Raw genomic sequence first — 26,154 nt, forward strand, 5'->3', positions numbered from 1 at the left:
CGTCATGCAGACCAAGTGGGAGTACATGACTGCCCCGCTCCTGATCCACGCCACCAAGCAGATCCTCGACAACTTCGGTGCCGACGGCTGGGAGCTCGTCCAGGTCGTCCCCGGGCCCAACCCGGAGAGCCTGGTGGCGTACTTCAAGCGGCCGAAGTCCCAGTAGGGACGTCCGCCCGCGACGGGACGGTCGCCCCCGCCCCCCGCCCCCTGTTCCCTGACGTGCCCTCCTCGACAGAAGGTCGACTCCGACGATGACCGCTCCCGTCCCGCCCGCGGCCGCCACGACGCCGTCCGGGCGGCTCGCCGAGCTCGGGCTGGTCCTCCCGGCGGTGCCCACCCCGGCCGGGGCCTATGTCCCCGCGGTGCGCGACGGCGATCTGGTCTGGACCGCGGGGCAGCTCCCGCTGGTGGCCGGGAAGCTGCTGGCGTCCGGCCTGGTCGGTGCGGAGATCACCGCCGAGCGGGCCGCTGAGCTGGCCCGCGTGTGCGCGCTCAACGCGCTCGCCGCGGCCGCGGCCGCGGCGGGTGGCCTGGACACGATCACCCGGATCGTGAAGGTCGTCGGCTTCGTCGCGAGCGCGCCGGGATTCGTCGGCCAGCCGGTCGTCCTGAACGGCGCCAGCGAGCTGCTCGGCGCCGTCTTCGGTGCCGCCGGACTGCACGCGCGCTCCGCCGTCGGGGTCGCGGCGCTCCCGCTGGGAGCGCCCGTGGAGGTGGAGCTCGTCGCCCGCGTGGCCGGCTGACCTCGGCTTCTGCCGGCCGTACTGTCTACCATCAGGGGATGGCTGATCATCAGGCGGCAATCGTCGCCCGGTTCGGCGCGTCCCGCCGGATGGAACCGGAGGAGGAACTCCGGCTGGCTCGGCTGGCCGCCAACCCGGCACCCGCCCGGGACGCGGCGACCGTTGTGCTCCTGCGCGACGCGCCGGTCGGGTCCGGCATCGAGGCCTACCTGCTCAGGCGCACCCGGGCGATGTCGTTCGCGGGCGGCATGCACGTCTTCCCGGGCGGGCGGGTCGACCCGTCGGACGCCGCCGAGGATCTCCCGTGGGTCGGGCCCTCCGTCGAGGAGGCGATGCCGGGGCTGGACGACGATCCCGCCCGCGCGCGGGCCCTGGTCTGCGCGGCCGTCCGCGAGACCTTCGAGGAGTGCGGCGTCCTGCTCGCCGTACCGACGGGCACATCCGTACCAGCCGGCGGAGCCACGCCGACGGGCAGGAACGTGCCGGCCGGACGTGTCGACGCGGCGGGCGGCGCTGCCGGTACCGGCGATCCGGGCACCGGCGATCCGGGCTGGGCCGCCGAGCGGCGGGCGGTGGAGAGCCACCGCAGTGGCCTCGCCGAGCTGCTGACCCGCCGCGGGCTGGCCCTGCGGGCCGACCTGCTGGCCCCGTGGACCCGTTGGATAGCCCCCGAGCTGGAGCCACGACGGTACGACACCAGGTTCTTCGTCGCCGCGCTGCCGGCCGGGCAGCTGCCGGGCGAGCTCGCGACGGAGCTCTCGACCGAGGCTGACGGAATGCTGTGGATCCGTCCGGCGGAGGCGATGGAGCGGTTTGTCGCCGGCGAGATCGGCATGCTCCCGCCCACCGCCTTCACCCTCGCGGAGCTGTCGGCCTACGACGACGTCGCCGGTGCGCTCGCGGCCGCGCGCACCCGCGACCTGAAGCCGATCATGGCGAGGATCGTCGCCCGCGACGGCACCTGGCAGCTGTCGTTCCCACACCTGTTACCGCCGGACGGTGCCCTCGGCACACCGCCGGACGGTGCCCCCGGCACACCGCCGGACGGTGCCCCCGGCACCGAGCCGGGCACGCCTTCGGGAACCGCCCCGGCACCGGCCGCGGGCACCCGCGGTGGTGTCCCGCGGTGACCGCCCTCCGCCGGGTCACGAAGCTGGCCTCCGTCGTCCTCGCGCCGAATCCCGGCCCGATGACCCTCGACGGCACGAACACCTGGATCCTGCGGTCACCGGGCGACGCCGGCTGCGTGGTGGTCGATCCCGGCCCCGACCACGGCGAGCACCTCGCCCGGGTCGCGGCCGCCGGCCTGGTGCGCACGATCCTGCTGACCCACGGCCACTCCGACCACAGCGAGGGCGCCGCGACGCTGCACGCGCTGACCGGGGCGCAGGTGCGCGCCCTCGACCCAGCGCACCGCCTCGGCTCGGAGGGCCTCGGCGCCGGGGACGTCGTCGCCGCCGCCGGGGTCGAGTTGCGGGTGCTGGCCACCCCTGGGCACACCTCGGACTCGCTGTCCTTCGTGCTGGCCGGCGACGACGAGCACCCGGCCGTGCTCACCGGCGACACGATCCTGGGGCGCGGCAGCACGGTCGTCGCCCATCCCGACGGCCGGCTCGCCGACTACCTCGCGAGCCTGCGCCTGCTGCGCGAGCTCGGCGACACCACCGTGCTGCCCGGCCACGGCCCCGAGCTGCCAGCGGCCGGGCGGGCGGCCGAGGCATACCTGGAGCACCGGGCCCGGCGGCTCGATCAGGTGGTCTCCGCGTTAGCCGATCTGGGTGCGTCGGCCGAGCAGGTGACGCCGATCGACGTGGTCCGGATCGTGTACGCGGACGTCGACGTGGCACTCTGGCCGGCGGCCGAGCTGTCGGTACGGGCCCAGTTGGACTATCTCCGCCCACGCTGAGCCACCCGCCGCCGCGCGCGCGGGGTCACCCCGGCGCACGCCGGTCCGCCACGCCCCGCGCAGGTCAGGGCCCCGGCGGCGGTCACCGCGGGTAGCCGGCGGGGCCGGTGTGGACGTTCAGAGACTGGCCGCAACCTGCCGAAAGACGCGGGTCATATCCCGGAAACCGGGTAGACAAGTGAGCTGCGCCACTATAGAGGCCGGGCCGCTCGCGGTCTGGATCCCCGCGAACGGGGCCAGGTCGGTCATCCGACACACCTTGATCCAGAAAGGGAGACGAAGGCCACTAAACTTTCCGGCGGAGGAGACCGCTCGTGCGCTTTGTGACCCTTTGGACCATTGGTACCGACCGCGGGCCCTCGTACCCGCGGGACGTTACCGACCGCGCGCGCTCCGGTGCCGGCCCCCACCCGGCCTTCCGACCCAGCGGTTCGCGCGGCCCAGCGATCATCCGGCGGAGAGGAACCGATCCACGATGGTGATCAGCTCCCCCACGACCGGTCCCCTGGTCTGTCCCAGATGCGGCACCCCGACGGTGCCCGGCGGGCGGTTCTGCTTCAACTGCGGGCTCCGGTTCACCCAGACCGACACGCCGCGCGCCGAGGCCGCCGAGCGCCGGGTCGTCACCGTCCTGTTCGGCGACCTGTCCGACTTCACCGCCTGGGCGGAGGACCGCGACCCCGAACGGGTCGGCGAGGTCACCGACCGGGTCCTCGCCGCGCTCGCGCGCGAGGTCGACGAGGTCGGCGGGCGGGTCGACAACCTCAGCGGTGACGGGATCATGGCCGTCTTCGGCGCCCCGACGGCGCACGAGGACGACCCGGAACGCGCCGTGCGCGCCGCGGCGGCGATGCAGGAGACGGCCCGTCGCCTGATCAAGGACGAGGGCGGCGACAGCAGCCCGCTCGGCCTGCGGGTCGGCGTCAACACCGGCGAGGTGCTCGCCGGCGTGCAGGCGGCGCTGTCATACACGGTCATCGGGGACACGGTGAACACCGCCGCGCGGTTGTCCGGCGCGGCGGCGGTGGGCACCGTCTACGCCGGCCGGGACACAGTCACCGCCACCCGCTCCGTCGCCACCTGGCGCGATCTGCCGCCCCTGGTGCTCAAGGGCAAGCGCGAGCCGGTGCCCGCCTACGAGCTGGTCAGTCTGCGCCCGTCCAACATCGCCCGGCCGGGCCTGGCCGACGACGCGACGTTCATCGGGCGCGAGCAGGAGCTGGCCGAGCTCAGCCGCTACTTCGCCGGCGTGGTCGACGCCGGCCAGCCCGACATGGCGGTGGTCATCGGCGAGGCCGGCATCGGCAAGACCCGGCTGGCCCGGGAGCTCGCCGAGACCGCCGAGGCGACCGCGGGCGCGACCGTGCTGTGGGGGCGCACCGTGCGCCACGGCGACGTCCGCGACCTCGCCCCGCTGATCGACCTCATCCGCGGGGCGTGCGGCATCACCGACGGCGACACCCTCGACCGGGTCGCCGACCGGGTACGCCGCACGGTCGCCGGCCTCACCCATCCGATCTTCGAAACGAAGCTGCCGAGCGGCATCGGGGACCGCCTGCTCGGGATGCTCGGCGTGCCGCCGGACCGCCGTCCCAGCGCCGGGGCGACCACCCCGCCGGGTGACCCGGTCGGCCGGGCCTCCCACGGCGAGGCTGTCCAGCGGGCCGCCGACGACGCCGTCGAGACCGTCGGCCTCCTGCTGAGCGCGCTGGCGGTCCGCAACCCGGTGCTGGTCGTCGTCGACGACCTGGAGTGGGCGACCAGCCGGCTGACGACGGCCCTGCGGCGGCTGACGACGACCCTCAACGGCCCGGTGATGCTCGTCCTGCTCGACCGGGAGAGCCCGCAGTTCTCCGATCTCGTCGGCGCGCGCCGCATCGCGCTCAGCCCGCTGCCGGAGAGCGCGGCGCGTGCCCTGCTCAAGGACTACCTGGGCGAGCCCGGCCTGTCCCGGGCGACCCAGGCCGAGCTGCTGGCCCGGGTGCACGGGAACCCGTTCTTCCTGACCGAGCTGCTCAACCTGCTGGTGGACCGCGGTCTGCTGCACCAGGTGCCCGACCCTGGCGGCGAGGGGATGCGCTGGGTGCTGGAGGGCTCGCTGGCCGCGACCGTCCTGCCCGCCGGTGTCCAGTCGGTGCTGGCAGCCAGGATCGACGACCTGGACGCGGCCGCCAAGGCGGCGCTGCGGGCGGCGGCCGTGCTCGGCCCGCGCTTCCCCGCCGAGGCGCTCCAGGTGGTCGGCGAGCGCCCGGCGGCCGAGGTCGAACGCGCGCTGTCGGTGCTCACCGAGCGCCAGCTCGTCCGCCCACCGCGGCAGGGCGAGACCCTGTGGCGGTTCGTCCACCCGATGGCGCGCGACGTCGCCTACTCGGGCCTGCCGAAGGTGGAGCGGGCCCGCCGGCACGCCACGGCGGCGCGCTGGGGCGTCACGGCGATGATCGGTTCGTCCCGCGAGGTGTCGACCTTCGTCGCCACCCACGCGCTGCGCGCCTACGACCTGGCCGCCTCGATGGCGCTGCCCGCGGGTGACCCGGCCTGGTCGGCGCGGGAGGCCGGCTTCCACGCGCACGTCCGGCTGGCCCGCTCGGCGCTCGCCCGCGACGACCATCGGGCCGCGGCGGACCTGCTCGCCGACGCCCGCCGGCTCGGGCGGGGCGTCATCGACGGCGACGACGACATCAACGTGCGGATCCTGCACGCCGAGGCGCTGGTCTGGCTGCGCCGGCTCGACGAGGCGGAGCGGACGCTGCGCCCGGCGCTGCGGGTGAACGTCCCGAGCCGGCGGGCCGCCGCCTACGCGGTGCTCGGTGAGCTACGGCAGAAGCAGGGCCGTGGCGAGGAGGCCCGCCAGTCGCTGATCACGGCGCTGGAGGCCGCGCACCGGGCCGGCGACGACCGGGCGGTGGCCGCGGCGCTGCGCCGGCTCGGCCTGCTCGAATACGCCGCCGGCCGCATCCAGGCCGCGGAGGAGCGCTACCGCGAAGCACTCTCGCTCGCCCGCCGCGTCGACGACCCCCGCGGGGTCGGCTGGGCGCTGCAGCACCTGGCGTGGAGCGCCACCACCCGCGGGGACTACGCGAAGGCCGAGCGCACGCTGCGCGAGGCGTCCGCGGTGTTCGAGCGGCTGGAGGACGCCGGCGGGCTCGGCTGGTGCTCGGGCACCGAGGCCCTCGTCCTGCTGCTCTCGGGTCAGCTCACCCGGACCCGCAAGGTCTCCCGCGTGCTCATCAACCTCGCCGAGTCGATGCGCGAGCGCTGGGGGCAGGCGGTCTGCCTGACGATCGACGCGGTCGCCGCGGCCGAGCTCGGCGACATCGAGACCGCCGAGAGCGAGGCGGCCCGCGCGGCGGAGCTGTTCACCGAGACCGGCGACAGTTGGGGGCGCACCCTGACCCTCATCGCGCGCGGGCTGGCCGCCCGTGGGGCTGGCCGCCCCCGGCGCGGTGCGGACCTGCTGACCGAGGCGTGCGCGGAGGCGGCGTCCACCGGGCATGTGCTCATCGGCGCCTTCGCCCAGGTGCTGCTCGGCCTGACCAGGCTGGACGCCGGCGAGGTGGATGCCGCGGAGGAGGCCGCCCGGCGCGCCCTGGCCGACCTGGACCGGCTGGAACTGCGCCCGCACGCCCAGCTCGGGGCGAAGGTGCTCGTCGCGCAGATCGCGCGGGCGCGCGGGCGCCTCGACGAGGCGATCACCGAGCTGCGGGGGGCGCTGTCCGCCAGCGAGCCGGCGACGCTGATGTTCCCGCGCCGGCAGGCCTACGCCCACCTCGCGGGCACCCTGCTCGACGCGGGCGAGCCCGACGAGGCCCTGCGGGTGGCCCGCCAGGCGGTCGGAGTGGACGCCGAGGACGTCCGGGCACAGGTGCTGGCATACCGGGCGCTGGGGACGGTCCTGGCGGCGCACGGTGACGTCGAGGGCAGCCGCGAGGCCTACGAGCAGGCCCTGGCCGCCGCGACGGCCACCGGCGCGGTCAGCGAGGCGCCGCAGACCCGGCGGCTGCTCGCGGCCCTGCCGGGATCCGCCCCGGAAGCCCTCGACGCACCGGACGGGCTCAGCGCACCGGAAGGGCTCGGCGCAGCAGACGGACCGGGCGTGGCGGACGGGCTGGGCACACCACACCAGGACGGGCTGGCCGCCCAGGATGACCTGAGCGCACAGGACGGGCTGGGCGCGGCGGCCGCGCTGGCGAAGGTGAGCGTGAACGGGACGAGGGCGCGGGCCAGGACGGCGGCGCGCCTGCCGGGATCACCGGTGGTCGTGCCGGTGGCCGACCCGTCCGGTGAGGCCGTGCCCTCGGTGGAGATGCCGCCCGCCGAGGGCACCAGCCGGTAGCCGGGTACCGCTGAGGACGTCTGCCGCACGGATGCGTCCCCCGGATCCGGCGGCGGCGGCGGATCCGGGGGACGAACGGGCAGGGGACAGGCCGGTTTTCAAACCGGCGGTGGGTTCAGCGGGCCCGGCGGGCGAGCCGCTCACGGTCGAGCAGCACGACAGCGCGGGAATCCAGCCGGAGCCAGCCACGGGTGGCGAAGTCGGCGAGGGCCTTGTTCACCGTCTCCCGCGAGGCTCCGACGAGTTGAGCCAGCTCCTCCTGAGTGAGGCCGTGTTCGACCCGGACCCCGGCCGCCTCGTTACCCGGCTGGGCCGGTTCACCGAAGCGGTCGGCCAGGTCGAGCAGCGCCTTGGCGACGCGACCGGGCACGTCGGTGAACACCATGTCCGCCATCGTGTCGTTGGTCCGCCGCAGGCGGCGGGCCAGCACACGCAGCAGCAGCGCTCCGGCTTCGGGCCGGGAACGCAGCCATGGCCGCAGCGCGGTGTGCTCCAGCGCGACGAGCGACGCGTCGGTCACGGCGGTCGCCGTCGCGGTGCGCGGCCCGGGATCGAACAGGGAGAGCTCTCCGAACAGGTCTCCCGGCCCCATCACATACAGCAGGTTCTCCCGCCCATCGGCGGACTGGCGTCCTATCTTGACCTTGCCGGACAGAACCACGAAAACGCGGTCGCCGACATCCCCTTCGCGGAACAGCACGTCGCCACGGGTCACGTCCTGCCGGTCCAGGTGATCGGAAAGCGCCTGGCGGTCGGGCTCGGACAACCCGGCGAACAGCGGAACGCGGGCTAGCAGATCGTCCACGCCCTGAGCATGCCAGGACACGGGACGCAGAGCACGGCCAGGGACCCCCATCGGCCTGACCAGGTCACGCAGATGCACCCGAATGCTCTGTTCTGATACGTAAAGTGACGCAAGAAGGACCACCAAAGTGGTCCAGGTCACAATCCGCCTAGTACGGCCGATCGGCACCGGCCCGATCGTGCCACTCCCGGCGGGGGTCACATCGACACAGCCCGGCCCAGTTCAGGACGGCTGTTCGGGGGTCAGGAGGGCACGACACGCGACACGCCCGGGGCCGCATGAGTTGCCCGTCAGGCGGCACGGTGCTTGCCCGGCGGCGTGCGGCGAAGCCGGCGCCGGTAACGCTCGAGCGCGGCCGGCAGGCCCTGTTGGACGAACGTGGCGACTTCGTCCGGGCGGGCGCTGTCGAGGAAGCCCTCGAGCCCCTTACCCGTGTCGGCGGCGTTGAGTGGCCGCTCGACCCGCTCCATCGCCAGCAGGAGCCCGAGCAGCACCAATGGGAACGTGATCGCGGCAAAGACAAACATGGCCCGTCCATGGTCGCCGATGTCGGCGCCGCGCCCGCACCCGGGGGGTCGACGCGCCCTGCCGGACCACGTCGAAGCGACGGGTCCCGCGGGCCGACACGCCGGATACGCTGCGAGGCATGGCAACCACCGTCGACGCGCGAGCCGAGACGGCGCTGGCGCGCACCCGGCGCGCCCGGCGGATCGTGCGCGCGCTCGGCGAGCTTCACCCCGACGCCCGCATCGCGCTGCATTTCAGCAGTCCGCTGGAGCTTCTCGTCGCCACGGTGCTGTCGGCGCAGTGCACGGACAAGAAGGTCAACGAGGTCACGCCGGGAGTCTTCGCCCGCTACCCGACCGCCGCCGCCTACGCCGCCGCGGACCGCGACGAGCTCGAGGCGATCCTGCGGCCCACCGGCTTCTTCCGGGCGAAGGCGAACTCGCTGATGGGCATCGGCGCCGCCCTGGTCGAGCGCTTCGACGGCGAGGTCCCTGGCCGGCTGGAAGCCCTGGTCACCCTGCCCGGTGTGGGCCGCAAGACCGCGAACGTCGTGCTGGGCCACTGCTTCGGCATCCCCGGGATCACGGTCGACACCCATGTCGGGCGGCTCTCCCGCCGCTTCGGCCTGACCACCGAGACCGATCCCGTCCGGGCCGAGAGCGACCTCGCCGCGCTGATCGAGCGGCGCGACTGGACGATCGCCTCCGACCGCATGATCTTCCACGGCCGCCGGGTGTGCCACGCCCGCCGGCCGGCCTGCGGCGCCTGCGCCATCGCGCGGATGTGCCCGTCCTTCGGCACCGGCCCGACCGAGCCGGCCGAGGCCGCGCGTCTCGTCCGCGGGGACGCGGAGGCGGCCCGGTGAGCGACCCCGCGCCGTCCGGGGATCCGAGCAGCCAGGACGTCAGCCAGGACGCCCACTCCGCGAGCGCCGGCGGAGACACTCGTCCGGCGAGGGGCGGCGGAGCTCCGGTTCCCCCATGGCTGACCGCGCTGACGGCGGCGGTGGGCGACGGCATCCCCGTCCAGACGCGACACGCTCGCCAGACGCGGCCGGGCGGGCGGGCGGCGGCCGTCCTGATCCTGTTCGGGGAGGGTCCGGACGGGCCTGACGTGCTGCTCCTGCAGCGGGCCGCCGACATGCGCGACCATGCCGGGCAACCGGCGTTCCCCGGCGGCGGCGCCGACGAGACCGACGCGTCGAGGGCCGCGACGGCGCTGCGTGAGGCGGAGGAGGAGGTCGGGCTCGACCCGGCCGGCGTCGAGGTCCTCGCCACCGCCAGCCCCCTCTACCTGGCTGCCAGCCACTTCCTGGTCACCCCCGTGCTCGCCTGGTGGCGCACGCCCACCGCGGTGGACGCGGTCGACCCGGCGGAGACGTCCTCGGTGGCCCGGGTACCCGTCGCGGAGCTCGCCGACCCGGCGAACCGGATCCTGCTGTGGCATCCGTCCGGCTTCGGCAGCCCGGCGTTCCGCGTCCGCGGTATGACGGTCTGGGGTTTCACCGCGGGCGTCCTCGACGCCCTGCTGCGGCTCGGCGGATGGGAACGCCCCTGGGACACCGGGACGAAAGTGGACGTGCCCGAGATCACCGTGGCGATCTCCGCGGCCATGGCCCTCCCCCACGCGGTGGTGGAGCCGCGGGGACCACTCGACGAAGCGGGCGGTACCGTCGGAAGATGACCTCAAGATCCGCTCGATCGGCCCTGGCCGCGCTGGCCACGGCCGTGGCGGTGCTCACCGCGCTGACCGGGTGCGGGAGCGGCGGCGACGACACCGGCACACCCTCGGCCGCGGCGACGCTGACCCCGAGCGTCAGTGACGGCACCCAGGTCTTCGCCGTGGTCGGCCAGGTGGACCAGACGTTCTCGGCCCGCGAGCTCGTCGCCCACCCCGGCACGATCCGGGTCGACTTCTCGGTCGCGAAGGGGTCCGCGCCGCACAACTTCGTCATCTCCGCCATCCCCGGCGCCACCACGAGGATCGTCAGCGCCGGCAACTCCCAGTCGATCACGTTCACCGCCGACAAGCCCGGGCGATATCCGGTGGTCTGCACCCTGCACCAGGGCATGACAGCCACGCTTGTGATCGTCTGAGCTCGGCCGACGAGCCCCGGTGAACCTTCTCGATCTCGTCCTGATCGTCCTGGTCGTGATGTTCGCGGTCTCCGGCTACCGCCAGGGGTTCGCCGTGGGGGCGCTGTCGTTCGTCGGCTTCCTCGGCGGCGGTGTGCTCGGCGCCAAGGTGGCACGCCCCTTCGCAGAGCTCATCGGCCGCGAGGAGGACGGTGCCCTGGTCGGCCTCATCGTCGTGGTGGGCCTGGCCCTCGTCGGGCAGATCGCGGGCACCGCGCTCGGAGCGGCCCTGCGCGGCCGGCTCACCTGGCGGCCCGGCCAGCGGCTGGACGCGGTCGCCGGCGCCGTGCTCTCCGGGGTGTCCGTGCTGCTGGTCGCCTGGCTCGTCGCGACCGCGGTCGACCGCTCGCCGTTCCAGACCCTCGCCCGCGCCGCCCGCGGATCCGAGGTACTGGGCACCGTCGACACGACGATGCCCGACGACGTCCGCCACACCTTCGCCGACCTGCGCCGACTCATGGACGACCAGGGCTTTCCCGAGGTGTTCGCCGGCCTGGACGGCGAGCGCATCGTGGCCACCGATCCACCGGACCCTGCGGTCGTCAGCGCGGCGGACGTCCAGAACGCCGCGGCGAGCATCCTCAAGGTGCGGGGGCAGGCGCCGTCGTGCGGGAAGCAGGTCGAGGGCACCGGCTTCGTCATCGCGCCCCAGCGGGTGATGACGAACGCGCACGTCGTGGCCGGTGTCACCGAGGCCGTCGTGGAGCTGGACTCCGGGGCGCTGCCGGCCGAGGTGGTGCTGTTCGACCCCGACCGGGATGTGGCCGTCCTGCACGTACCGGGGCTGCTCCGGCCCCCGCTGCGCTTCCAGTCCGCGCCGCCCGGTGACATGGGCGACTCGGCGGTCGTCGCCGGCTACCCCCAGGACGGGCCATACACCACCGAGCCCGCGCGCATCCGCAACGAGCAGGTCGCGCGGGCGCCGGACATCTACTCCCGCGGCACGGTTCGCCGCGAGATCTACGCGATCCGCGGGCGGGTACGGCCGGGCAACTCCGGCGGGCCGCTGCTGTCGAGCGCCGGGACGGTCTACGGCGTGGTCTTCGCCGCGGCCACCGACGACAACGACACCGGGTACGTGCTGACTGCCGACGAGGTCAGCGAGCCCGTGCGGCAGGGAGCGCAGGCCCTCGTGCCGGTGAGCACCCAGAGCTGCGACTGACCGGCGGGGTCACCGCCGCCCGTACTCCCCCCGTCCAGGCTCCGCTCGGGCGTCCGGCTCGGCGTTCGGTTCAGCCGCCGGCTCGGCGTCCGGTTCGACGTCCGGTGCCGGTTCGGCCGCGCCCTCGGCCGTGCGGGCCTGCTCGGGCGCGGTCTCGGCCAGCCAGGTGATCAGGTCACGGGTGACGGTGTCGGGGTCCTCCTCGTGCGGGAAGTGGCCCAGCCCGTCGTACAGCCGCCAGGAGTAGCTGGCAGCCACGTGGCGGTCCGAGCCGGCCGCCGTGGATGGCAGGAAACAGCGGTCGAGCCGTCCGTGCAGCTGCAGCGTCGGCACCCGCACGGACGTCCGTAGCAGCTCGGCGAAACGTGCCCCGTCGGGGCGGAACAGCGAGCGCACGACCCAGCGGTGGTACTCCAGGGAGCTGTGCGCGACCCCGGGGATCCGCATCGCGAGGCGGTAGCGGGCCTCGGTCTCCGGCGCCGGGTAGCCCGGTCCGCCCCAGGAGCGCAGCAGCTCGCCGACGTGCGCCGCCCCGTCGGCGACGAGGCGACGCTCAGGCCGCCACGGCAGCTGGTAGGCGGCCAGGTGGCGGCTGGCCAGGCCCTGTCCGCGGGGGTCCGCGGCGATCTGGCGCCGGATCCGCAGCGGATGGGGCATGCCGATCACCGCCAGCGCGCGCACCACCCGCGGGCGGCGGACCGCGGTCGTCCAGCCGAGCAGGCCCCCCCAGTCGTGCCCGACGATCACCGCGTCCCGCTCGCCGAGGGCCCGCACCAGGCCGGCGACGTCGTCGGCCAGGGTGAACGCGTCGTAGCCTCTGGGCGGCTTGTCGCTGGCGCCGTACCCGCGCAGGTCCGCGGCGACCACCCGGTAGCCGGCCCGCGGGAGGTCCCGGAGCTGGCTGCGCCACGTCCACCAGAACTGCGGGAAGCCATGGAGAAGGAGGACCAGCGGCCCCTCGCCGGCCTCGGCGACGTGCAGGCGGGTCCCGTTGGTCGATACGTCACGGTGGCGCCACGGCCCGTCGACGAGAACCGTGGCGGACTCGGGGGTCGCATCCTCCATCGCTCGCAAGGATGGCAGATCCCGCGGCTGTGCCGACCAGTGGTTGCGCGGGTCACACGGATCGTCGGGACCTCGGCGGCCTGAGTGACCAGAGGGGCCTCCGCGGCTCCGCGGCTCCGCGGCCTCAGTGGACGCTGGGGCCGTCGTCCAGGTGCGCCGTCGGCGCCGGCGGCGTTCCGGCGTTTCCCGGCTTCGTGCGCGCCCGCGCCGAGCCGTTGGACCCGTTCGTCGGGTTGCGCAGCCATGCGATGTCGTCGCGGACGGTCTGGATGGTCCGTTCGGGCGGTGAGAGGCGCTTGAACCTGGTCACGGCGAAGATCGTGAGCAGGCCGGCCGCGGCGAGGTAGAGCACCGCCGTCAACAGGTACGCCCAGAATCGCTCCAGGCCCGCCCAGGTGAACAGCTCACCCAGGAACACCGTGCCGGCGATGAACGCGCCCAGGCCCAGACCGGCCGCCGCGACGAGGAACCCGATGCCCAGCCCGGCCGACACCGCCTGGCGCGCGAGCTCCGCCTTGGCGAGCTCGATCTCCTGGCGGATCAGCAACGACATGTCCCGGGTCGCGAGCGCGACCAGCTCCCCCAGCGTCGGTTCCCGCCCCGCTCGCGAACTGTCGGTCGTCATCGGCACACTGGCCCTCCCTCTCGAAGTCGGTCGGCGGACCCCGCGGTCAGGTCCGGGACCGATGCCCTCCCGGGAGCGCGCACGGCCGCCGTCACGCGGCCGACCCGTCCGGATGCCCTGCCTGCAGTGTGACCGCTCGTTGCGGACCACGGGGGGCAACAACCCGAAGGAGCGATGTGATCCGGAGGACGATTCGCCCACCTCACGCTTCATGGCGCACCTCATGACACACCTGATGGCGGACGACCTGGCGCCTTCCGCCCGCACGGTGGGCCGGTGCCGGCGAACCCAGCCGGGGTAGCGTCTGCGGGGTGACAGCACGTTCGTCGGTATCAGTCGTCGGAACCGACCCATTGAGCCAGGTTGCGGCGATTCCCGGTGTCGACGAGGCCGCGACGGCGGCCCGCGCGGCCGTCGACGCGCTCCTTCGGCATCGCATCCTGCGGCGCCGCAGTGCCGAGGTGACCGCCGAGGCATCGCTGCGGGCAGCCCGCGCCTCGGCCGCGCTGGAGGGCCACGACATCGCGCTGGACGCGCTGCGGGCCCGGCTGGGCGAGACCGGCCGCGACAACGACCAGCCCGCGGTCTCGGTCAGCCAGTCGGCTGACCCATGGGAACGCTCACTCGCCGTGACGCTGGGAGCGGTACGCCTCTACGCGGAGCTGGGCACGCTCTCCTCCGCCTGGGAGCGCGCGCCGCGCCAGGCGCTGGCACGCATGCACGTCCTCGCCGGGCGCGGGCTGCTTCCCGACGACGTGCTCGGCCGGCCGCGAACGGACGCCTCATGGTCGCCGACCAGCATCACCGGGGCCGCCGTCACGGACGTCGCGGGATCTCCGCCCGTGCCGGCGATGCCGGCGGCGGAGATGTCCCAGCGCCTGGACGGGCTCACCGCGGTGCTGACCGTGCCGACCAGGGCTCCCGCGATCGTGGTCGCGGCGATCACGCACGGTGAGCTGCTCGCGATCCGTCCCTTCGGCGCGCTCGACGGGATCATCGCCCGGGCCGCCGCGCGCCTCGTCCTGGTCAGCCGCGGCCTGGACCCGAAGGCACTGGTGGCAACGGACGTCGGCCATCTCGAGCTCGACCGCGACCGCACCGGCTCGGCGGGAGCGGCCGGCACGGATGCCGTAGTGCCGGGTGTGGGTGTCGGCACGGAGCCGGACTACCGTGCCGCGCTCGCCGCGTACGTCGCGGGCGGCGCCGAGGGTGTCGGGGTCTGGGTGCGGCACTGTGCCGGAGCCCTGGAGCTGGCGGCGCGGGAGTCCCTCGCGGTGTGCGAGGCACTCTCCCGGGGCTGAGTACAGGCCCGTTCCCGGCGGGACGCCTGCCGAGGCACGGCCCGCGCGAAACGGTTCTTATAGCACGGCCCGGCCCACCCTGAAGATCCACTCAGACCGGGGGGCACGGCGCATGGTGGCCGCACACAGCCACCCGCGCCGAAGGGACGGGCCCCGCCATGACTCCCGCGAAGCCCCTGACATCAGCAGACGACAACCATCGCCAGCGCCCCCTCGTCGTCACCGACGCGCCCGACCTGCTGGACGACCTGCTCCGGCTCGCGGCCGCGGCGGGAGCGGCCGTCACGGTGGTGCCGACGGCCAGAGCCGCGAGCCGGTACTGGGCGAGCGCGCCGCTCGTCGTCGTGGGCGCCGACCGCGCCGCCGCCTGCGTCGCCGCGGGCCTGCCGGAGCGGTCCGACATCGTGCTCGTCGGCACCGACGTCGACGATCACCGCACCTGGAACCTCGCCCTCCTGATCAACGCCGAGCACGTGATCTTCCTACCCGAGGCCGAGACCTGGCTGGTCAACCTGCTCTCGCGCGCGGCTGACGCGGCGCGGCGGCGGTCGCGGACGGTGGGCGTCCTCGGCGGCCGGGGCGGGGTCGGCTCGACGACGCTGGCGGTGGCCCTCGCCCGGGCGGGGCTGCGGCGTGGCGTCCGTTCGGTGCTGCTGGAGGTCGACCCGTTCGGCGGCATCGCGGTGGGCGACGACAGGCCGCCGACGGCCGGCCCGTCAGCGGCCACGATGCCGTCGACCGCGGCACCGCCGGCGGACCCGCCCGGGGTCGGCCGGGGCCCGTTCACCACCGCCCCTCGCGGCGCACGCCCGGTGCCGCCGGGTGACCGGTCGCGGCGGCACCGTCCCGGCCCGCCCAGCGGGGCGCACGGACGTCCCGGCGGAGGCACCGCGACCGGCGGGAGCCCACGCGAGGCGCCCATCACCAACGAGGAGGACGGCTTCCTCGACGGGCTGCTCGCGGGGCCGACCATGACCGGCGGCGACCTGCCGGTGCTCTCCTGGGACCGCGGGGCGATCCCGGTGCTGCCACCCGCGGCGGTCGGCGCCCTGTTCGCCACGGCGCGCGGGAGCGCCGACCTGATCGTCGCGGACCTCCCCCGCTCGGCCGACCCGGCCTGCGACGTCGGCCTGTTCCTCTGCGAGACGGTGCTCGTCGTCGTGACGACGCAGCCGTGGGCGACCGCCGCGGCGGCCCGGGTGATCGCGCACGCCGCTCGCACCTGCTCGGACGTCAGGCTGGTCGTCCGGCTGCCGCCGTCCGGTCCCGGTGGCCGCGGCGAGCCCATGCTGCCCGGTGGGACGGACCTGTCCGGGCGTCCGGCGACGGCCGGAGCGGTCGCGGCCCGGCTGGGCCTCCCCCTGACCGGGGTGATCCGCGACGAGCCCGGGGCGAGCCCCGCCGCACTCGCCACCGAGAGCCGGCGGCGGGAGGCGGACGGTGAGGGAGACCGTCCGACCACAGGTCGCACTTCGGGCAAGCCGCGCTCAGATGCCACAGACGGGACCACGAAGCGGGGCGTCGTCGACAACGCGGCGACCGGCTCGGAACCCCGAATCGGCGCATCGATCATCGAGTTCAGTGACCTCTTCATCGCGGAACTCGGGTTGGACGGCGGAGCTCGGCGATGAATGGCCGCCAGTCGCTCCCCTCCCCGGGGAACCGCCCGCGCCTGCCCGGCGTTGCTCGCGCCAGTTCCCCTCTCCCCGGAACGGGTGGAGCCGGCGGGACCGGTGGAATCGGTGGGACCGGTGGAATCGGTGGGACCGGTGGAATCGGTGGGCTCAGCGCGACCAGCGGGATCGACCGAATCAGCCAGATCAGCCAGATCGGTCGATTCGGCGCAATGGCCGGGATGGCGGAGATCGGTGGGATCACCGGCAGCGGCCCCGGCCGAACAGGCGAACGCGAGGCCGCCCCGAAAATCCCCGGCGCATCCGCGGGCGGCGAGCAACGACTCGGGCCACTCAGCGTCCTGCTGCGGGACCCGGAGGTCACCGACGTCCTGGTCAACGGCCCCGATCAGGTCTGGATCGAGCGGGCCGGCCGCCTGCGGCACACGGCCGTGCGCTTCCCCGACGACGCCGCCGTCCGCGGGCTCGCCGTGCGGCTCGCCGGCAGTGGCGGCCGGCGCCTGGACACGGCGATGCCGTTCGTCGACGTCCGGCTGCCCGACGGGATCCGGCTGCACGCGGTTCTCTCCCCGCCCGCGCTCGGCGGGACGTGCCTCTCGCTGCGCAGGCCACGGCCCCGGCCGTTCACCCTGGACGAGCTCGCCGCGCTGGGAACGATCGGGCCGTCCGAGGTGATCGTGCTGCGCGCCGTCCTCGCCGCCAGGTTGACGACCGTGATCAGCGGCGGGACGGGCACCGGGAAGAGCACCCTGCTCGCCGCGCTGCTCGACGCCGTCCCCGCGGGCGAACGGATCGTGCTGGTCGAGGACACCGCCGAGCTCGTCCTCGCCCGGGTCAACCTGGTGCGGATGGAGGCCCGCCCGCCCAACATCGAGGGCGCGGGCGAGATCACCCAACGCGAGCTCGTCCGGCAGGCACTCCGGATGCGCCCGGACCGGCTGGTCGTCGGCGAGGTGCGGGGGCCGGAAGTGCTCGACCTCCTGATGGCGATGAATACGGGTCACGAAGGGGGGCTCGGTACGGTTCATGCCAACACAGCCGAGACGGTGCCCGCCCGGTTCGAGGCTCTCGGGGCGCTCGCCGGCCTGCCGCGCGCCGCGCTGCACAGCCATCTGGCCGCGGCCGTCCACGTCGCCGTCCACCTCGGTCGCGACGGCGACGGCGCCCGCCGCGTCACCGGCATCGGTGTCGTGCGCCGCGACACGGACGGGATCGTGCGGATCGTGCCCGCGCTTGCCGGCGGAACCGGCCCGGTCCACCGCGACCCGCACGGCGACGACCGAGCACGTGGCGATGACCGAGCACGCGGCGACCGGCGGGCCCACGACGACCACCGGTCCCGCGGCGGCCAGCGAGCGCGCGGTGACCAGCGGACATCCGGCGATCAGCGGCCACCCGGTGGCCGGGGAGTCCACGGCGGGCGTCCGTTCGCCGGCGTCGAGCGCGAGGGGCTTCCCATCCTGCGGGCGCTCCTGCGCGACCGCGGGTTCTCGCTGTGGCCCTTCGATCAGGCCACCCCGGTCCGGCGCGGCCCACGGCCGGCCCCGGTCACCGCACCGCCGCCTCCCGCGAGCGCGCCGGAGGCACGATGACCACCGGCGGCCGCGGGCGGCGGGTGGCGACCTCGAGGCTCGCCGGCGGGGCCGCACGGCTGGGCCTGATCGTCGCCGTGACGGCTCTCGCCGGCCCGCTCGCCGGGCTTGCCGTCATCGTCGGTCGGGCGGCGCAGCTCGCCATCCGGCGCGCGACTGACCAGCGGTACGAGGCGGAGCTGCGCGGCGCGGCCGAGGACGTGCTGGCCGCTCTGTCGACCGAGCTCGATGCCGGCGCGGCCCCCGACGAGGCTCTCCGAACCGCTCTGTACTCGGTCGGGGACCTGCCGACCCGGCCCGGCCGACGGCGACGCGGCGCGGGCCACGGCCACGGCCAGGCAGGCGTGACCGGGCAGGCGGCCGGTGGGCTCGACCTGGCGCGCCTGCGGGAGCTGCTGCCCGACGCGGAGGACCCCGCGCGCCTGCTGGCCCGGTGCGAGGCTCCCGCGCTGCGCCAGCTCGCGACGGCGTACCGGGTCTGCCGGCTGGCCGGCGTCCGGCTCGCCCCCGTCGCGACCATGCTCGCCGACGCCGCCCGCGCGGATGCCGCCCGGGCCGACGAGCTGGCGTCCGCGCTCGCCGGGCCACGGTCCTCGGGTCGCCTGGTGGCGGGTCTGCCCCTGCTCGGGCTCGCGCTGGGCGCGCTCGTCGGCTCGTCGCCGGTGGAGGTGCTGCTGACCGGATCGGCCGGTCGGGCGTGCCTGACCGCAGGCGTCCTGCTCGACCTCGCGGGACTGCGCTGGCTGCGCCGCATCGCGGACGGCGTGCAGGCTCGAGTGCCGCCGGTCTGCGCCGGGCCGCTGCCCGCCGGCCGGCGCTGGGGCGGTTCGACCTCGCGCGAGTACCGGCGCCGCCTACTGGCCGATCTTCCGCTCGCCCTCGACCTCGTGGCCGCGTGCCTGCGGTCGGGCGCGACCACCCAGCACGCGCTGGAGGTCGTCGGCGTGGCGACGGGCGGTGCGGCGGGCTCCCAGCTGAAAGCCGCCGGCCGGGCCATGCGCCGGGGCGTCCCCGTCGACGAGGCATGCGACCGGCTCCTGGCGGCCGGCGGCGCCCCTCGTCCCGATGCGGCCCGTGCCGGAACGGGCCGCGCCGGCGCGGCCCGCGCGGTGGGGCGGCGTGGGGGCGACCGGCGCGCAGCCGGTCGCCGTGAGGGGCTCAGGCACGACTCCTCCAGGCACGAGAGCGGCGGACCAGGCAGGGGCCCGACCCGGCACTCGCGCAGGTCGTGGCGAGCCGATCCGCACCGCACGGGGCGCGGGTCGAACCGGCGCAGGGAGACCCGCGTGGTGACGGCCACCGCCGCCGCCATCGGCCGGACGGAGTCGTCGGGGGCGAAGCTCGCCGCGACACTGACCAGGATCGGGGACCGTGCCCGACAGGAGGCCCACGCCGCGGCCATCGCCGCCGCACGCCGAGCGGGTGTCCTCGCCGTCGCCCCGCTCGGGCTGTGCTTCCTGCCCGCGTTCCTGCTGCTGGGGGTCGTACCCGTCGTCATCGGCTCGGCGCCGGATCTCGGCCCGGCGTTCGGCCCGACCACTCCACCCACGCACCAGGGCTGAGGCGCCTTGACCACGCCGGGAGGACCCGTTTGCGGCCCCTCGGTCGCGGCCGTTCGGTTACGGCGGCCCCTGTGGACGGGAACCCGCCGTCCACAGGAGCTCCTTCGTCGGCGCGGGGCGGCTGATCCGGCGACACGATCGATGGTGCACGGGCCGGTCCGGCCCGGCTCCCCTTGAACCCGGAGGCAACCATGCTGTTCCTGTACGCGCTGCTCCGCCCGCGGCGCTCCGTGCCCTCGCCGCGGCCACGGCACCGGCGCTGGTACCGCTCGCCCCGGTCGAACACGGGCATGCCGACGGACGCGGGAATGTCGACGGCCGAATACGCGGTCGGAACGCTGGCCGCCGTCGCGTTCGCGGGGGTCCTCTACGCAGTCATCTCGAGCTCGGCCACCCGCTCGTTGATCTCCTCGGTCGTGCAGCGCGCGCTGACGGTCACGTTCTGACCTCGCCGCGATGCCCGTACCGGTACGGCAGCCACACGACGACCACGACGACGAGGACCGCGACGACGACGGCGGCCAGGTGACCGCCGAGCTCGCCATGGGCCTGCCGAGTCTCGTGGCGGTCGTGTTCATGCTCATCTGGATGATCGGCGCGGTGTCGGCGCAGGCCCGGTGTGCCGACGCCGCCCGCCTCGGCGCACGGGCCGCCGCCCGCGGCGAGGCGGAGGCCGCCACCCGGGCCTGGGCGCAGCGCGTGGCACCGCCAGGCGCCGCCATCGAGATCACCCGGGCCGAGGGCGCGGTCCGCGTCCGCGTCACCGTGGCGGTGGGTGGCGACGACATCGGCCGCCTGGTGCCGGTGGTCACGGTGGCGGCGGTCGCGGTCGCCGCTGTGGAGGAGGGCCTGGTGGAACACCCGTGAATCGGCTTCCACCGCCCGCCAGGCGGCTCTCGCACCTGCTTCTCGGGGAAGCCCGCGCCGACCGCGGCTCGGCCACGATCTGGCTGCTCGGCGCCCTTTCCGTCATCGTGCTGGTCGGGTCGGCGGCGCTGGGCCTGATGGTGGCCGGGGCGGCCCGCCAGCGCGCGGCGGCCGCGGCCGACCTCGCCGCACTTGCCGCGGCGTCGGACCGATCGGCCCAGCCCGAGGCGGCCTGTCGCCGGGCCGCGACGACGGCGTCCGCCAACGCCGGAAGGCTGTCCCGCTGTCAGGTCGAATCCGACAGCATCAGGATCGGCGTGGAGGCCGACCTGCCCGGCCCGCTGCGGGTGCTCGGCCCGGCCCGGTCATGGGCGCGCGCCGGGCCCTGGGAGGGTGGGCCCGGCGCGTATCAGCCGACCGCGGTGGAAGGTGTCAGCTCCACTCGCTCACTTGATGGTCAGGGCGTGCGCACACCGACGGATCGGGCGGTGCGCACGCCCACGGGTCAGGGGGTGCGCACACCCGCGGGAGGTGTGGGCGACCCGGACGCCGGCACCGCCCCGGACGCCCCGGAGACGGGCCCCGGCGCCGTGGGAGCACCAGGGACGGTCTCGGCCGCCTGCGCCTCGCGCTTCTTGCGCCGCAGGTCGGAAACCCGGGCCACGACGCGGTCCCCCGGATGCGCCGTCGGCACGGGCCGCGCCGGAGCGGCCGGCGAGCCGGTCGTGGCGGCGCGCTCGGCGCGGGCGGACCGACGTCCCGCCGACCGTCCCGACCCCGGCGCGGATTCCGGCGCGGCCACCGGCGTGGGGGCGGTTGCGTTCGCTCGCCCGCCCCCGGCCTGGCCGACCGGAACGGTCACGGCGGCACCCTGTTCGATCGGTGCGCCAGCGGCCCGCCCCTCGCCGGGCTGGCCCTCCCCGGTCCCACGGCGCCCCATCCGAAGCGGACCGGTGTCGGCTGCCGCGGCTGCCGCGGCAGCCGCCTGGCGACTGGACTGGGAACGCACGACCGGGTCAGGCGCGGTCGTCGGCACGGAGCCGGTCTGTGCGGGCATAGCCGGTGTCGGTACCGCGGATCGGCGCGAGGGCGCGGTACCAGCGGCCCCACCCGGCCTGACGGCGCCGGGGCCACCGGCGGGGACCGGGGCCGGGCCGGAACGAGGCGCCACCCCCACCGGAGTGGGCCCAGCGGTCGCGGCGGACCCAGTGGTCGCGGCAGACCCAGCTGTCGGGGCGGAGGCGGTAGTCGGTGCGGTCGGGGCCGAGTGCCGAGGTGCCGGGGTGGGCACGGCCCGCGTCATGGCGGCCAGGTCACGGGCACGCTGGCGCTCCAGCCGACGCCGGTGCCTGTCCCGGGCGAAGCCCTGCAGCGTGATCTGCGTACCGGCCACCACCAACACGCCGGTCGCGAGCCCGAGAACGAATAGCCCCCAGACGTCGAAGGAGAGCGACTGACCCATGATCATTACTTCTGTCTGACCGGAGTTCTCCAGGACGATGTCCGCGGTGAGAACACCCGCCAGAAGCAACAGGACCACACCGACGGTGACCACCGGAACCTCCAGATTTCCTGCTACGTATCGATTGCGCCGCCTTGAAAATCCGACAGAGGGCGGTCTACCCCCGATACGGTCGTCTGCACCCCCGGCCCGCGATCGTGTTCATTCCCGCCGGGGGCTCGGCGGGTCCGCAGGGTCGCCGTCCACCGCTGCCAGCACGGCGTCGAGCAGCCGGACCGCGGCTGCCTTCTCGAGCGGCTCGTTGCCGTTGCCGCACTTCGGCGACTGGACGCAGGACGGGCAGCCGGCCGGGCATTCGCACGCGGCGACGGCGTCCCGGGTCGCCCGTAGCCAGTTCGCCACCCGCAGGAAACCGCGTTCGGCGAACCCCGCCCCACCGGCATGGCCGTCGTAGACGAAGACGCTGGTGCGGCCGGTGTCCGGGTGCAGATCGGTGGAGACCCCGCCGATGTCCCACCGGTCGCATGTGGCGAACAGGGGCAGCAGGCCGATCGCCGCGTGCTCGGCGGCGTGCACCGCCCCCGGCACGTCGGCGGGTTCGATTTGGGCCGCGGCGAGGAGCTCGTCGGTCACCGTGTACCAGACAGCCCGCGTACGCAGCTGGCGCGGCGGCAGGTCGAGCGGCTCCTGCCCGAGGACCTCCCCGGTTGTCAGCCGGCGCCGTTGGAAGGCGATCACCTGATTGGTGACCTCGACCGTCCCGAGATGGATCTCGACGTCGGCGAACCGCGCGGAGCGGGTGGACTCGACGACCCGGATGTCGGTGTGCTCCCGCGCGACCGTGGTCCAGTCCGGCGTCGCCGCGTCGACGAAGGCCACCGCGTCGTCCAGGTCGAGCTCGTTGACGATGAAGCTGGCGCCCTGATGCAGGTACACCGCCCCCGCGTGCACCGTCGAGTGCGAGGTCGCCGCGTCGACGGTGCCGAGCAGCCGGCCCGTCGCCGTCTCGACGATCCGCACCGGTGGGCCGCCGACACCACGGATGTCGACGTCCGGGCGGTGCCGCTGGGTCCAGAACCAGCCGGTGGGTCGTCGACGCAGCCGCCCGCGCCGGACGAGGTCGTCGACCGCCGCGCGGGCACCGGGCCCGAACAGCTCCAGGTCGTCCTCGGTCAGCGGCAGTTCGCTGGCGGCGCATTCCAGGTGGGGCATGAGCACGTACGGGTTGTCGGGGTCGAACACGCTGGCCTCGATCGGCCGGCCGAAGACGGCCTCCGGATGGTGGACGAGGTAGGTGTCCAGCGGATCGTCCCGCGCGACCAGGACCGCGAGCGCCGCCTGCCCCGTCCGGCCCGCGCGGCCGGCCTGCTGCCACAGCGATGCCAGGGTCCCGGGAAAGCCAGCGATCACCGTGGCGTCGAGTCCGCTGATGTCGACGCCGAGCTCGAGCGCGGACGTGGCGGCCACGCCGAGGAGCTCACCCGTCCGGAGGCGTCCCTCCAGCGAACGGCGTTCCTCGGGCAGGTATCCCGCCCGGTAGGCGGCGACCCGCTCGACCAGTTCGGGGGCGGCCTCGCCCAGGCCGCGGCGGGCGGCGGCGGCCACCACCTCAGCGGCCCGGCGGGAACGGACGAACACCAGCGTCCGCACGCCCTCGGCGACAAGATCGGCGAGCAGATCAGCGGACTCGGCGGTCGCGGCCCGCCGGACGGGGGCGTCGTTCTCTCCGTGTGGCACGGGAGCGCCCGCACCGTCCACGTCCGGGCCAGCCACGTCTGTGCCGTCCGCGGGGGTGCTCGGCCGTCCCGCGCGGACGCCGAGCAGCGGCGGCTCGTACAGCGCAAAGTCCATGGGCCCTCGGGGAGACGCGTCGGCGTCGACCACGTCGACGTCCACGCCGGTCAGCCGGGAGGCGGACAGGCCCGGATCAGCCACCGTCGCCGAGGCGAGCACGAACACCGGCCGGGTGCCGTACCGGGCGCAGACCCGCCGCAGGCGCCGCAGGATCTGGGCGACGTGCGCGCCGAACACGCCCCGGTAGCCGTGGCACTCGTCGACGATGACGAACCGGAGACCGCGCAGGAACGGGGCCCAGCGGCGGTGTGCCGGCAGGATCCCGCGATGCAGCATGTCCGGGTTGGTGAGGACGAACGTGGCATGCGCGCGCACCCACTCCCGCTCGGGGCCCGGGGTGTCACCGTCATAGGTGGACGCCCGGACACCGGTCAGCATCAGTGAGCGCACCGAACGAAGCTGGTCGTTGGCCAGCGCCTTGGTGGGCGCCAGGTAGATGGCGCGCGAGCTCGGCTCCGCCAGCAGCCGGGTCAGCACGGGCAGCAGGTAGCCCACAGACTTCCCCGAAGCGGTACCGGTGGCCAGCACGACGCCGCGCCCCTCGTGCGCCGCCCGGGCCGCCTCGACCTGGTGGGTCCACGGCTGCTCGATCCCCGCCGCGCGCAGCCGGCTCACGAGCAGCGGGTCGGCCCACTCCGGCCACGCGGCCGGCTGGCCCCGCCGGGCGGGAACGCTCTCGACGTGGGTGATGTTGGCCGCCCGTCGGCTGTCCCGGGCGAGTCGGTTCAGGACGGTTCCGACTCGCGCGGGATCGTGCTCGGTGACGGCCGGCGAACCCACGCCCGTCACGATAGGCGGTCGCCCGAGGACGATGTCCGCCCACCATCCAAACCACTTGCTCCCATTACCTGGCCGATCCCTGCCAGGTCACGGTAGGCAACCTGATGACACCCCACACCGGGTCCAACACTAGATCGGCGATAGCATCATCCGAGGTGCGTCGCCTCGGATGAGCGAGGAGCAACACCGGGTCGATTCATCCGTCGGCGGCGCCGAATGCCGGCTCGCCATCTGTGTTGCGGGCCATCGGATTGATCCTCCTCATGGGAGGGTAGTGCCGCCGTGATGTCGGTCGCCCGAGGCGCGGGCGCCGGGAAGAACCACTAGGAGGATCCGTGGATCTGTCCCTCACGACTCGCCAGGAGGGGACCCACACGGTCGTCGTGGTGGGCGGCGAGATCGACGTTTACACCGCCCCCAAGCTTCGCGAGCAGCTCATCGACCTGGTCTCGGCCGGGTCGTACCACCTGGTGGTCGACATGGAGGGGGTGGAGTTCCTCGACTCCACCGGTCTCGGCGTCCTGGTCGGCGGACTCAAGCGGGTTCGTGCCCACGAGGGCTCGCTGCACCTGGTCTGCACCCAGGAACGTATCCTCAAGATCTTCAGGATCACGGGACTCACCAAGGTCTTCCCCATCCACTCCTCCGTCGAGGAAGCCCTGGCCGCCAGGGACTGATCAGGTCCCGTTCGCGAAAGGCAGGTCCTCGGACGCATGCCCACCGTCGAGTTGCACTTCGCCGCCTTGCCCGGCCATGTCCGTACCGCCCGGATGATCGCGACCGCGGTCAGCAGGCGCGCGGGCGTGCCAGCCGGCGCCGTCGACGAGATCAAGTTGGCGGTTGGTGAGGCGTGCGCCCGAGCCGTCCGGGTCAACCGCCGGAGCAATCCCGAGGCGCTGGTGCACGTGGCGCTGACCGACGCGCCGGAGACGTTCACCGTCGTCGTGTCGGACAGTGGCGCCCCGGGAGACGAGGTCGCCCCCGGGCCGGACGGCGGCCTCATCAGCGCGCCTGCCCTGCTGGACCTCGGTGGCGCGGACCTCGGTGGCGCGGCGGCCCTCGGCTCCGCCGCGCTCACCGCGCCGGGCCTCGATGGCGACCCTGACGCCGACCAGCCCTTCCCGCCCGGCCTGGGCCTGGCCCTCATCGAGGGCCTGGTCGACGAGGTCGCCGTCCGGCGCGGCACGGACGGCACGGGCACCGTCGTCGAGATGACCTGGCACACCGGTGAGCCGCCGGCCGATTCCGATCTCGACTCCGCCGCCTACGCGGCACTGGCCGCGGAGATCGCCGGTTCCGCCCGCCGCGAGGCCTGACGAGCCGACAGCGAGACCTGGCGAGCCGCAGTGAGACCCTGCGGGCCCTGACGCGGCCGAGAAAGGCCCGACGCCTGCTTGACGCCTGGCAGCGACTCGGGTGAGTTCCCGACAGCGATCGGGGCCCACCCGAGGTTCGAGCGCGTCCAGCCACACTTCGAGCAGGCCGTCGGCAGCCGAACGGCACGCCGGCCTGCGGGCGTCAGCCCGGGCGACACCTCACGGGCCGCGCTACAACAAAAACGGGCGACTCGGCCAGCCACAACCGAAAAACGAGCGCACGTCACAGACGTGCGGATAGACTCCGCCGCATCTCACCGACGGTCGATCGGGGCCGTCGGTGTTTCCCTTGGTGTTCCCCGTGGGGCCTGGCCCCGGGCCACAGGCCAGGGCCACACGAAGGCGTTCACCGCGCGGGCTGGTCGGCGGCGCCGGGTACGGACCGGCACCGCTACCTCACCGGAGTAACGTCCGGCGCCCGCTCGGCGCCCGCTGGAAGGTG

Annotated in this window: 23 protein-coding genes and 1 pseudogene; 18 read left to right on the forward strand and 6 right to left on the reverse strand. The window is 74.7% G+C overall.

The annotated features are described in order from the left end of the window. The first annotated feature begins 4 nt into the window (after positions 1-4). The 5 genes from FMEAI12_RS37395 to FMEAI12_RS27635 all read left to right on the forward strand — a co-directional run bounded on the left by FMEAI12_RS37395 (position 5) and on the right by FMEAI12_RS27635 (position 6,985). Complete coding sequence (locus tag FMEAI12_RS37395; RefSeq protein WP_012157776.1) at positions 5-166, forward strand: DUF4177 domain-containing protein; 162 nt, start codon at positions 5-7, stop codon at positions 164-166. A gap of 88 nt (positions 167-254) precedes the next feature. Beyond that, a complete protein-coding gene (locus FMEAI12_RS27620; protein WP_071066204.1) occupies positions 255-746 on the forward strand; it encodes a RidA family protein in 492 nt (163 codons plus the stop codon). A gap of 38 nt (positions 747-784) precedes the next feature. Further along, on the forward strand, positions 785-1,876 hold the full coding sequence (locus tag FMEAI12_RS27625; protein ID WP_112108383.1) for an NUDIX hydrolase: 1,092 nt from the start codon (positions 785-787) through the stop codon (positions 1,874-1,876). After that, positions 1,873-2,652 (forward strand): MBL fold metallo-hydrolase, encoded by a 780-nt coding sequence (locus FMEAI12_RS27630; protein WP_071066202.1) that lies wholly within the window; start codon positions 1,873-1,875, stop codon positions 2,650-2,652. The genes FMEAI12_RS27625 and FMEAI12_RS27630 overlap by 4 nt, the downstream gene beginning before the upstream one ends. 475 nt (positions 2,653-3,127) lie before the next feature. Continuing rightward, on the forward strand, positions 3,128-6,985 hold the full coding sequence (locus FMEAI12_RS27635; protein WP_112108384.1) for a tetratricopeptide repeat protein: 3,858 nt from the start codon (positions 3,128-3,130) through the stop codon (positions 6,983-6,985). Between the two features lie 115 nt (positions 6,986-7,100). Here FMEAI12_RS27635 and FMEAI12_RS27640 read toward each other — a convergent pair whose 3' ends face one another. Both FMEAI12_RS27640 and FMEAI12_RS27645 read right to left on the reverse strand, forming a co-directional pair. Further along, positions 7,101-7,790 carry a Crp/Fnr family transcriptional regulator gene (locus tag FMEAI12_RS27640; RefSeq protein WP_018506292.1) on the reverse strand — a complete coding sequence of 230 codons (690 nt, stop codon included), beginning with the start codon at positions 7,788-7,790 and terminating at the stop codon, positions 7,101-7,103. A gap of 290 nt (positions 7,791-8,080) precedes the next feature. Then, on the reverse strand, positions 8,081-8,317 hold the full coding sequence (locus FMEAI12_RS27645; protein ID WP_012157770.1) for a hypothetical protein: 237 nt from the start codon (positions 8,315-8,317) through the stop codon (positions 8,081-8,083). A gap of 119 nt (positions 8,318-8,436) precedes the next feature. On the opposite strand from FMEAI12_RS27645, the gene nth reads away from it, so the two are divergent. The 4 genes from nth to FMEAI12_RS27665 all read left to right on the forward strand — a co-directional run bounded on the left by nth (position 8,437) and on the right by FMEAI12_RS27665 (position 11,594). Continuing rightward, a complete protein-coding gene (gene nth, locus FMEAI12_RS27650; protein WP_012157769.1) occupies positions 8,437-9,162 on the forward strand; it encodes an endonuclease III in 726 nt (241 codons plus the stop codon). 140 nt (positions 9,163-9,302) lie between these two features. Further along, positions 9,303-9,980 (forward strand): CoA pyrophosphatase, encoded by a 678-nt coding sequence (locus tag FMEAI12_RS27655; protein WP_368672115.1) that lies wholly within the window; start codon positions 9,303-9,305, stop codon positions 9,978-9,980. Beyond that, complete coding sequence (locus tag FMEAI12_RS27660) at positions 9,977-10,393, forward strand: cupredoxin domain-containing protein (protein ID WP_112108386.1); 417 nt, start codon at positions 9,977-9,979, stop codon at positions 10,391-10,393. The genes FMEAI12_RS27655 and FMEAI12_RS27660 overlap by 4 nt, the downstream gene beginning before the upstream one ends. A 19-nt stretch (positions 10,394-10,412) precedes the next feature. Next, complete coding sequence (locus FMEAI12_RS27665) at positions 10,413-11,594, forward strand: MarP family serine protease (protein ID WP_071066198.1); 1,182 nt, start codon at positions 10,413-10,415, stop codon at positions 11,592-11,594. A gap of 9 nt (positions 11,595-11,603) precedes the next feature. Here FMEAI12_RS27665 and FMEAI12_RS27670 read toward each other — a convergent pair whose 3' ends face one another. Further along, entirely contained in the window at positions 11,604-12,659 is a 1,056-nt protein-coding gene (locus tag FMEAI12_RS27670) for an alpha/beta fold hydrolase (RefSeq protein ID WP_112108387.1), read from the reverse strand. A gap of 124 nt (positions 12,660-12,783) precedes the next feature. Beyond that, positions 12,784-13,284, reverse strand: a complete 501-nt coding sequence (locus tag FMEAI12_RS27675) for a phage holin family protein (RefSeq protein WP_112108388.1) — start codon at positions 13,282-13,284, stop codon at positions 12,784-12,786. 311 nt (positions 13,285-13,595) lie between these two features. Here FMEAI12_RS27675 and FMEAI12_RS27680 point away from each other — a divergent pair, with 311 nt between their 5' ends. The 7 genes and pseudogenes from FMEAI12_RS27680 to FMEAI12_RS39545 all read left to right on the forward strand — a co-directional run. Further along, positions 13,596-14,585, forward strand: coding sequence for a hypothetical protein (locus tag FMEAI12_RS27680; protein ID WP_071066195.1), 990 nt, complete (start codon positions 13,596-13,598; stop codon positions 14,583-14,585). A gap of 158 nt (positions 14,586-14,743) precedes the next feature. Continuing rightward, positions 14,744-16,216 carry a septum site-determining protein Ssd gene (gene ssd, locus FMEAI12_RS27685; protein WP_112108389.1) on the forward strand — a complete coding sequence of 491 codons (1,473 nt, stop codon included), beginning with the start codon at positions 14,744-14,746 and terminating at the stop codon, positions 16,214-16,216. A 215-nt stretch (positions 16,217-16,431) separates the two neighbouring features. Further along, positions 16,432-17,811 carry a TadA family conjugal transfer-associated ATPase gene (locus FMEAI12_RS27690; RefSeq protein WP_235014646.1) on the forward strand — a complete coding sequence of 460 codons (1,380 nt, stop codon included), beginning with the start codon at positions 16,432-16,434 and terminating at the stop codon, positions 17,809-17,811. Then, complete coding sequence (locus tag FMEAI12_RS27695) at positions 17,808-19,373, forward strand: secretion system protein (RefSeq protein ID WP_112108400.1); 1,566 nt, start codon at positions 17,808-17,810, stop codon at positions 19,371-19,373. The genes FMEAI12_RS27690 and FMEAI12_RS27695 overlap by 4 nt, the downstream gene beginning before the upstream one ends. 191 nt (positions 19,374-19,564) lie before the next feature. Further along, positions 19,565-19,819: a DUF4244 domain-containing protein gene (locus tag FMEAI12_RS38735; RefSeq protein ID WP_071066192.1), complete on the forward strand. Its 255-nt coding sequence runs from the start codon at positions 19,565-19,567 to the stop codon at positions 19,817-19,819. 10 nt (positions 19,820-19,829) lie between these two features. Beyond that, positions 19,830-20,240 (forward strand): TadE family type IV pilus minor pilin, encoded by a 411-nt coding sequence (locus tag FMEAI12_RS27705; RefSeq protein ID WP_112108391.1) that lies wholly within the window; start codon positions 19,830-19,832, stop codon positions 20,238-20,240. Next, a pseudogene (locus FMEAI12_RS39545) lies at positions 20,237-20,614 on the forward strand (Rv3654c family TadE-like protein); the annotation flags it as partial. The gene FMEAI12_RS27705 and the pseudogene FMEAI12_RS39545, both read left to right, overlap by 4 nt. 131 nt (positions 20,615-20,745) lie before the next feature. On the opposite strand, the gene FMEAI12_RS38740 reads toward FMEAI12_RS39545, so the two are convergent. Further along, entirely contained in the window at positions 20,746-21,795 is a 1,050-nt protein-coding gene (locus FMEAI12_RS38740) for a hypothetical protein (RefSeq protein WP_235014648.1), read from the reverse strand. Between the two features lie 108 nt (positions 21,796-21,903). Beyond that, the gene (locus FMEAI12_RS27715; protein ID WP_112108401.1) at positions 21,904-24,336 is read right to left on the reverse strand and encodes a DEAD/DEAH box helicase; all 2,433 of its coding nucleotides are present in this window, start codon (positions 24,334-24,336) and stop codon (positions 21,904-21,906) included. Positions 24,337-24,671: 335 nt separating this feature from the next. On the opposite strand from FMEAI12_RS27715, the gene FMEAI12_RS27720 reads away from it, so the two are divergent. Together FMEAI12_RS27720 and FMEAI12_RS27725 are read left to right on the forward strand one after the other, a co-directional pair. Continuing rightward, positions 24,672-25,013: an STAS domain-containing protein gene (locus FMEAI12_RS27720; RefSeq protein ID WP_012157755.1), complete on the forward strand. Its 342-nt coding sequence runs from the start codon at positions 24,672-24,674 to the stop codon at positions 25,011-25,013. 36 nt (positions 25,014-25,049) lie between these two features. Beyond that, on the forward strand, positions 25,050-25,652 hold the full coding sequence (locus tag FMEAI12_RS27725) for an ATP-binding protein (protein WP_071066188.1): 603 nt from the start codon (positions 25,050-25,052) through the stop codon (positions 25,650-25,652). The last annotated feature ends 502 nt before the right edge of the window (positions 25,653-26,154 follow it).

The organism is Parafrankia sp. Ea1.12 (assembly GCF_900465275.1).
GTDB classification, from domain to species: Bacteria; Actinomycetota; Actinomycetes; order Frankiales; family Frankiaceae; genus Parafrankia; species Parafrankia soli.

Coding starts and splice junctions, on each gene's coding strand:
- nth (WP_012157769.1), top strand. CDS start 8,437: ATGGCAACCACCGTCGACGCGCGAGCCGAGACGGCGCTGGCGCGCACC.
- FMEAI12_RS27725 (WP_071066188.1), top strand. CDS start 25,050: ATGCCCACCGTCGAGTTGCACTTCGCCGCCTTGCCCGGCCATGTCCGT.
- FMEAI12_RS27625 (WP_112108383.1), top strand. CDS start 785: ATGGCTGATCATCAGGCGGCAATCGTCGCCCGGTTCGGCGCGTCCCGC.
- FMEAI12_RS27670 (WP_112108387.1), bottom strand. CDS start 12,659: ATGGAGGATGCGACCCCCGAGTCCGCCACGGTTCTCGTCGACGGGCCG.
- FMEAI12_RS27635 (WP_112108384.1), top strand. CDS start 3,128: ATGGTGATCAGCTCCCCCACGACCGGTCCCCTGGTCTGTCCCAGATGC.
- FMEAI12_RS27705 (WP_112108391.1), top strand. CDS start 19,830: ATGCCCGTACCGGTACGGCAGCCACACGACGACCACGACGACGAGGAC.
- FMEAI12_RS37395 (WP_012157776.1), top strand. CDS start 5: ATGCAGACCAAGTGGGAGTACATGACTGCCCCGCTCCTGATCCACGCC.
- FMEAI12_RS27675 (WP_112108388.1), bottom strand. CDS start 13,284: ATGACGACCGACAGTTCGCGAGCGGGGCGGGAACCGACGCTGGGGGAG.
- FMEAI12_RS27690 (WP_235014646.1), top strand. CDS start 16,432: ATGGCCGGGATGGCGGAGATCGGTGGGATCACCGGCAGCGGCCCCGGC.
- FMEAI12_RS38735 (WP_071066192.1), top strand. CDS start 19,565: ATGCTGTTCCTGTACGCGCTGCTCCGCCCGCGGCGCTCCGTGCCCTCG.
- FMEAI12_RS27645 (WP_012157770.1), bottom strand. CDS start 8,317: ATGTTTGTCTTTGCCGCGATCACGTTCCCATTGGTGCTGCTCGGGCTC.
- FMEAI12_RS27620 (WP_071066204.1), top strand. CDS start 255: ATGACCGCTCCCGTCCCGCCCGCGGCCGCCACGACGCCGTCCGGGCGG.
- FMEAI12_RS27695 (WP_112108400.1), top strand. CDS start 17,808: ATGACCACCGGCGGCCGCGGGCGGCGGGTGGCGACCTCGAGGCTCGCC.
- ssd (WP_112108389.1), top strand. CDS start 14,744: ATGACTCCCGCGAAGCCCCTGACATCAGCAGACGACAACCATCGCCAG.
- FMEAI12_RS27660 (WP_112108386.1), top strand. CDS start 9,977: ATGACCTCAAGATCCGCTCGATCGGCCCTGGCCGCGCTGGCCACGGCC.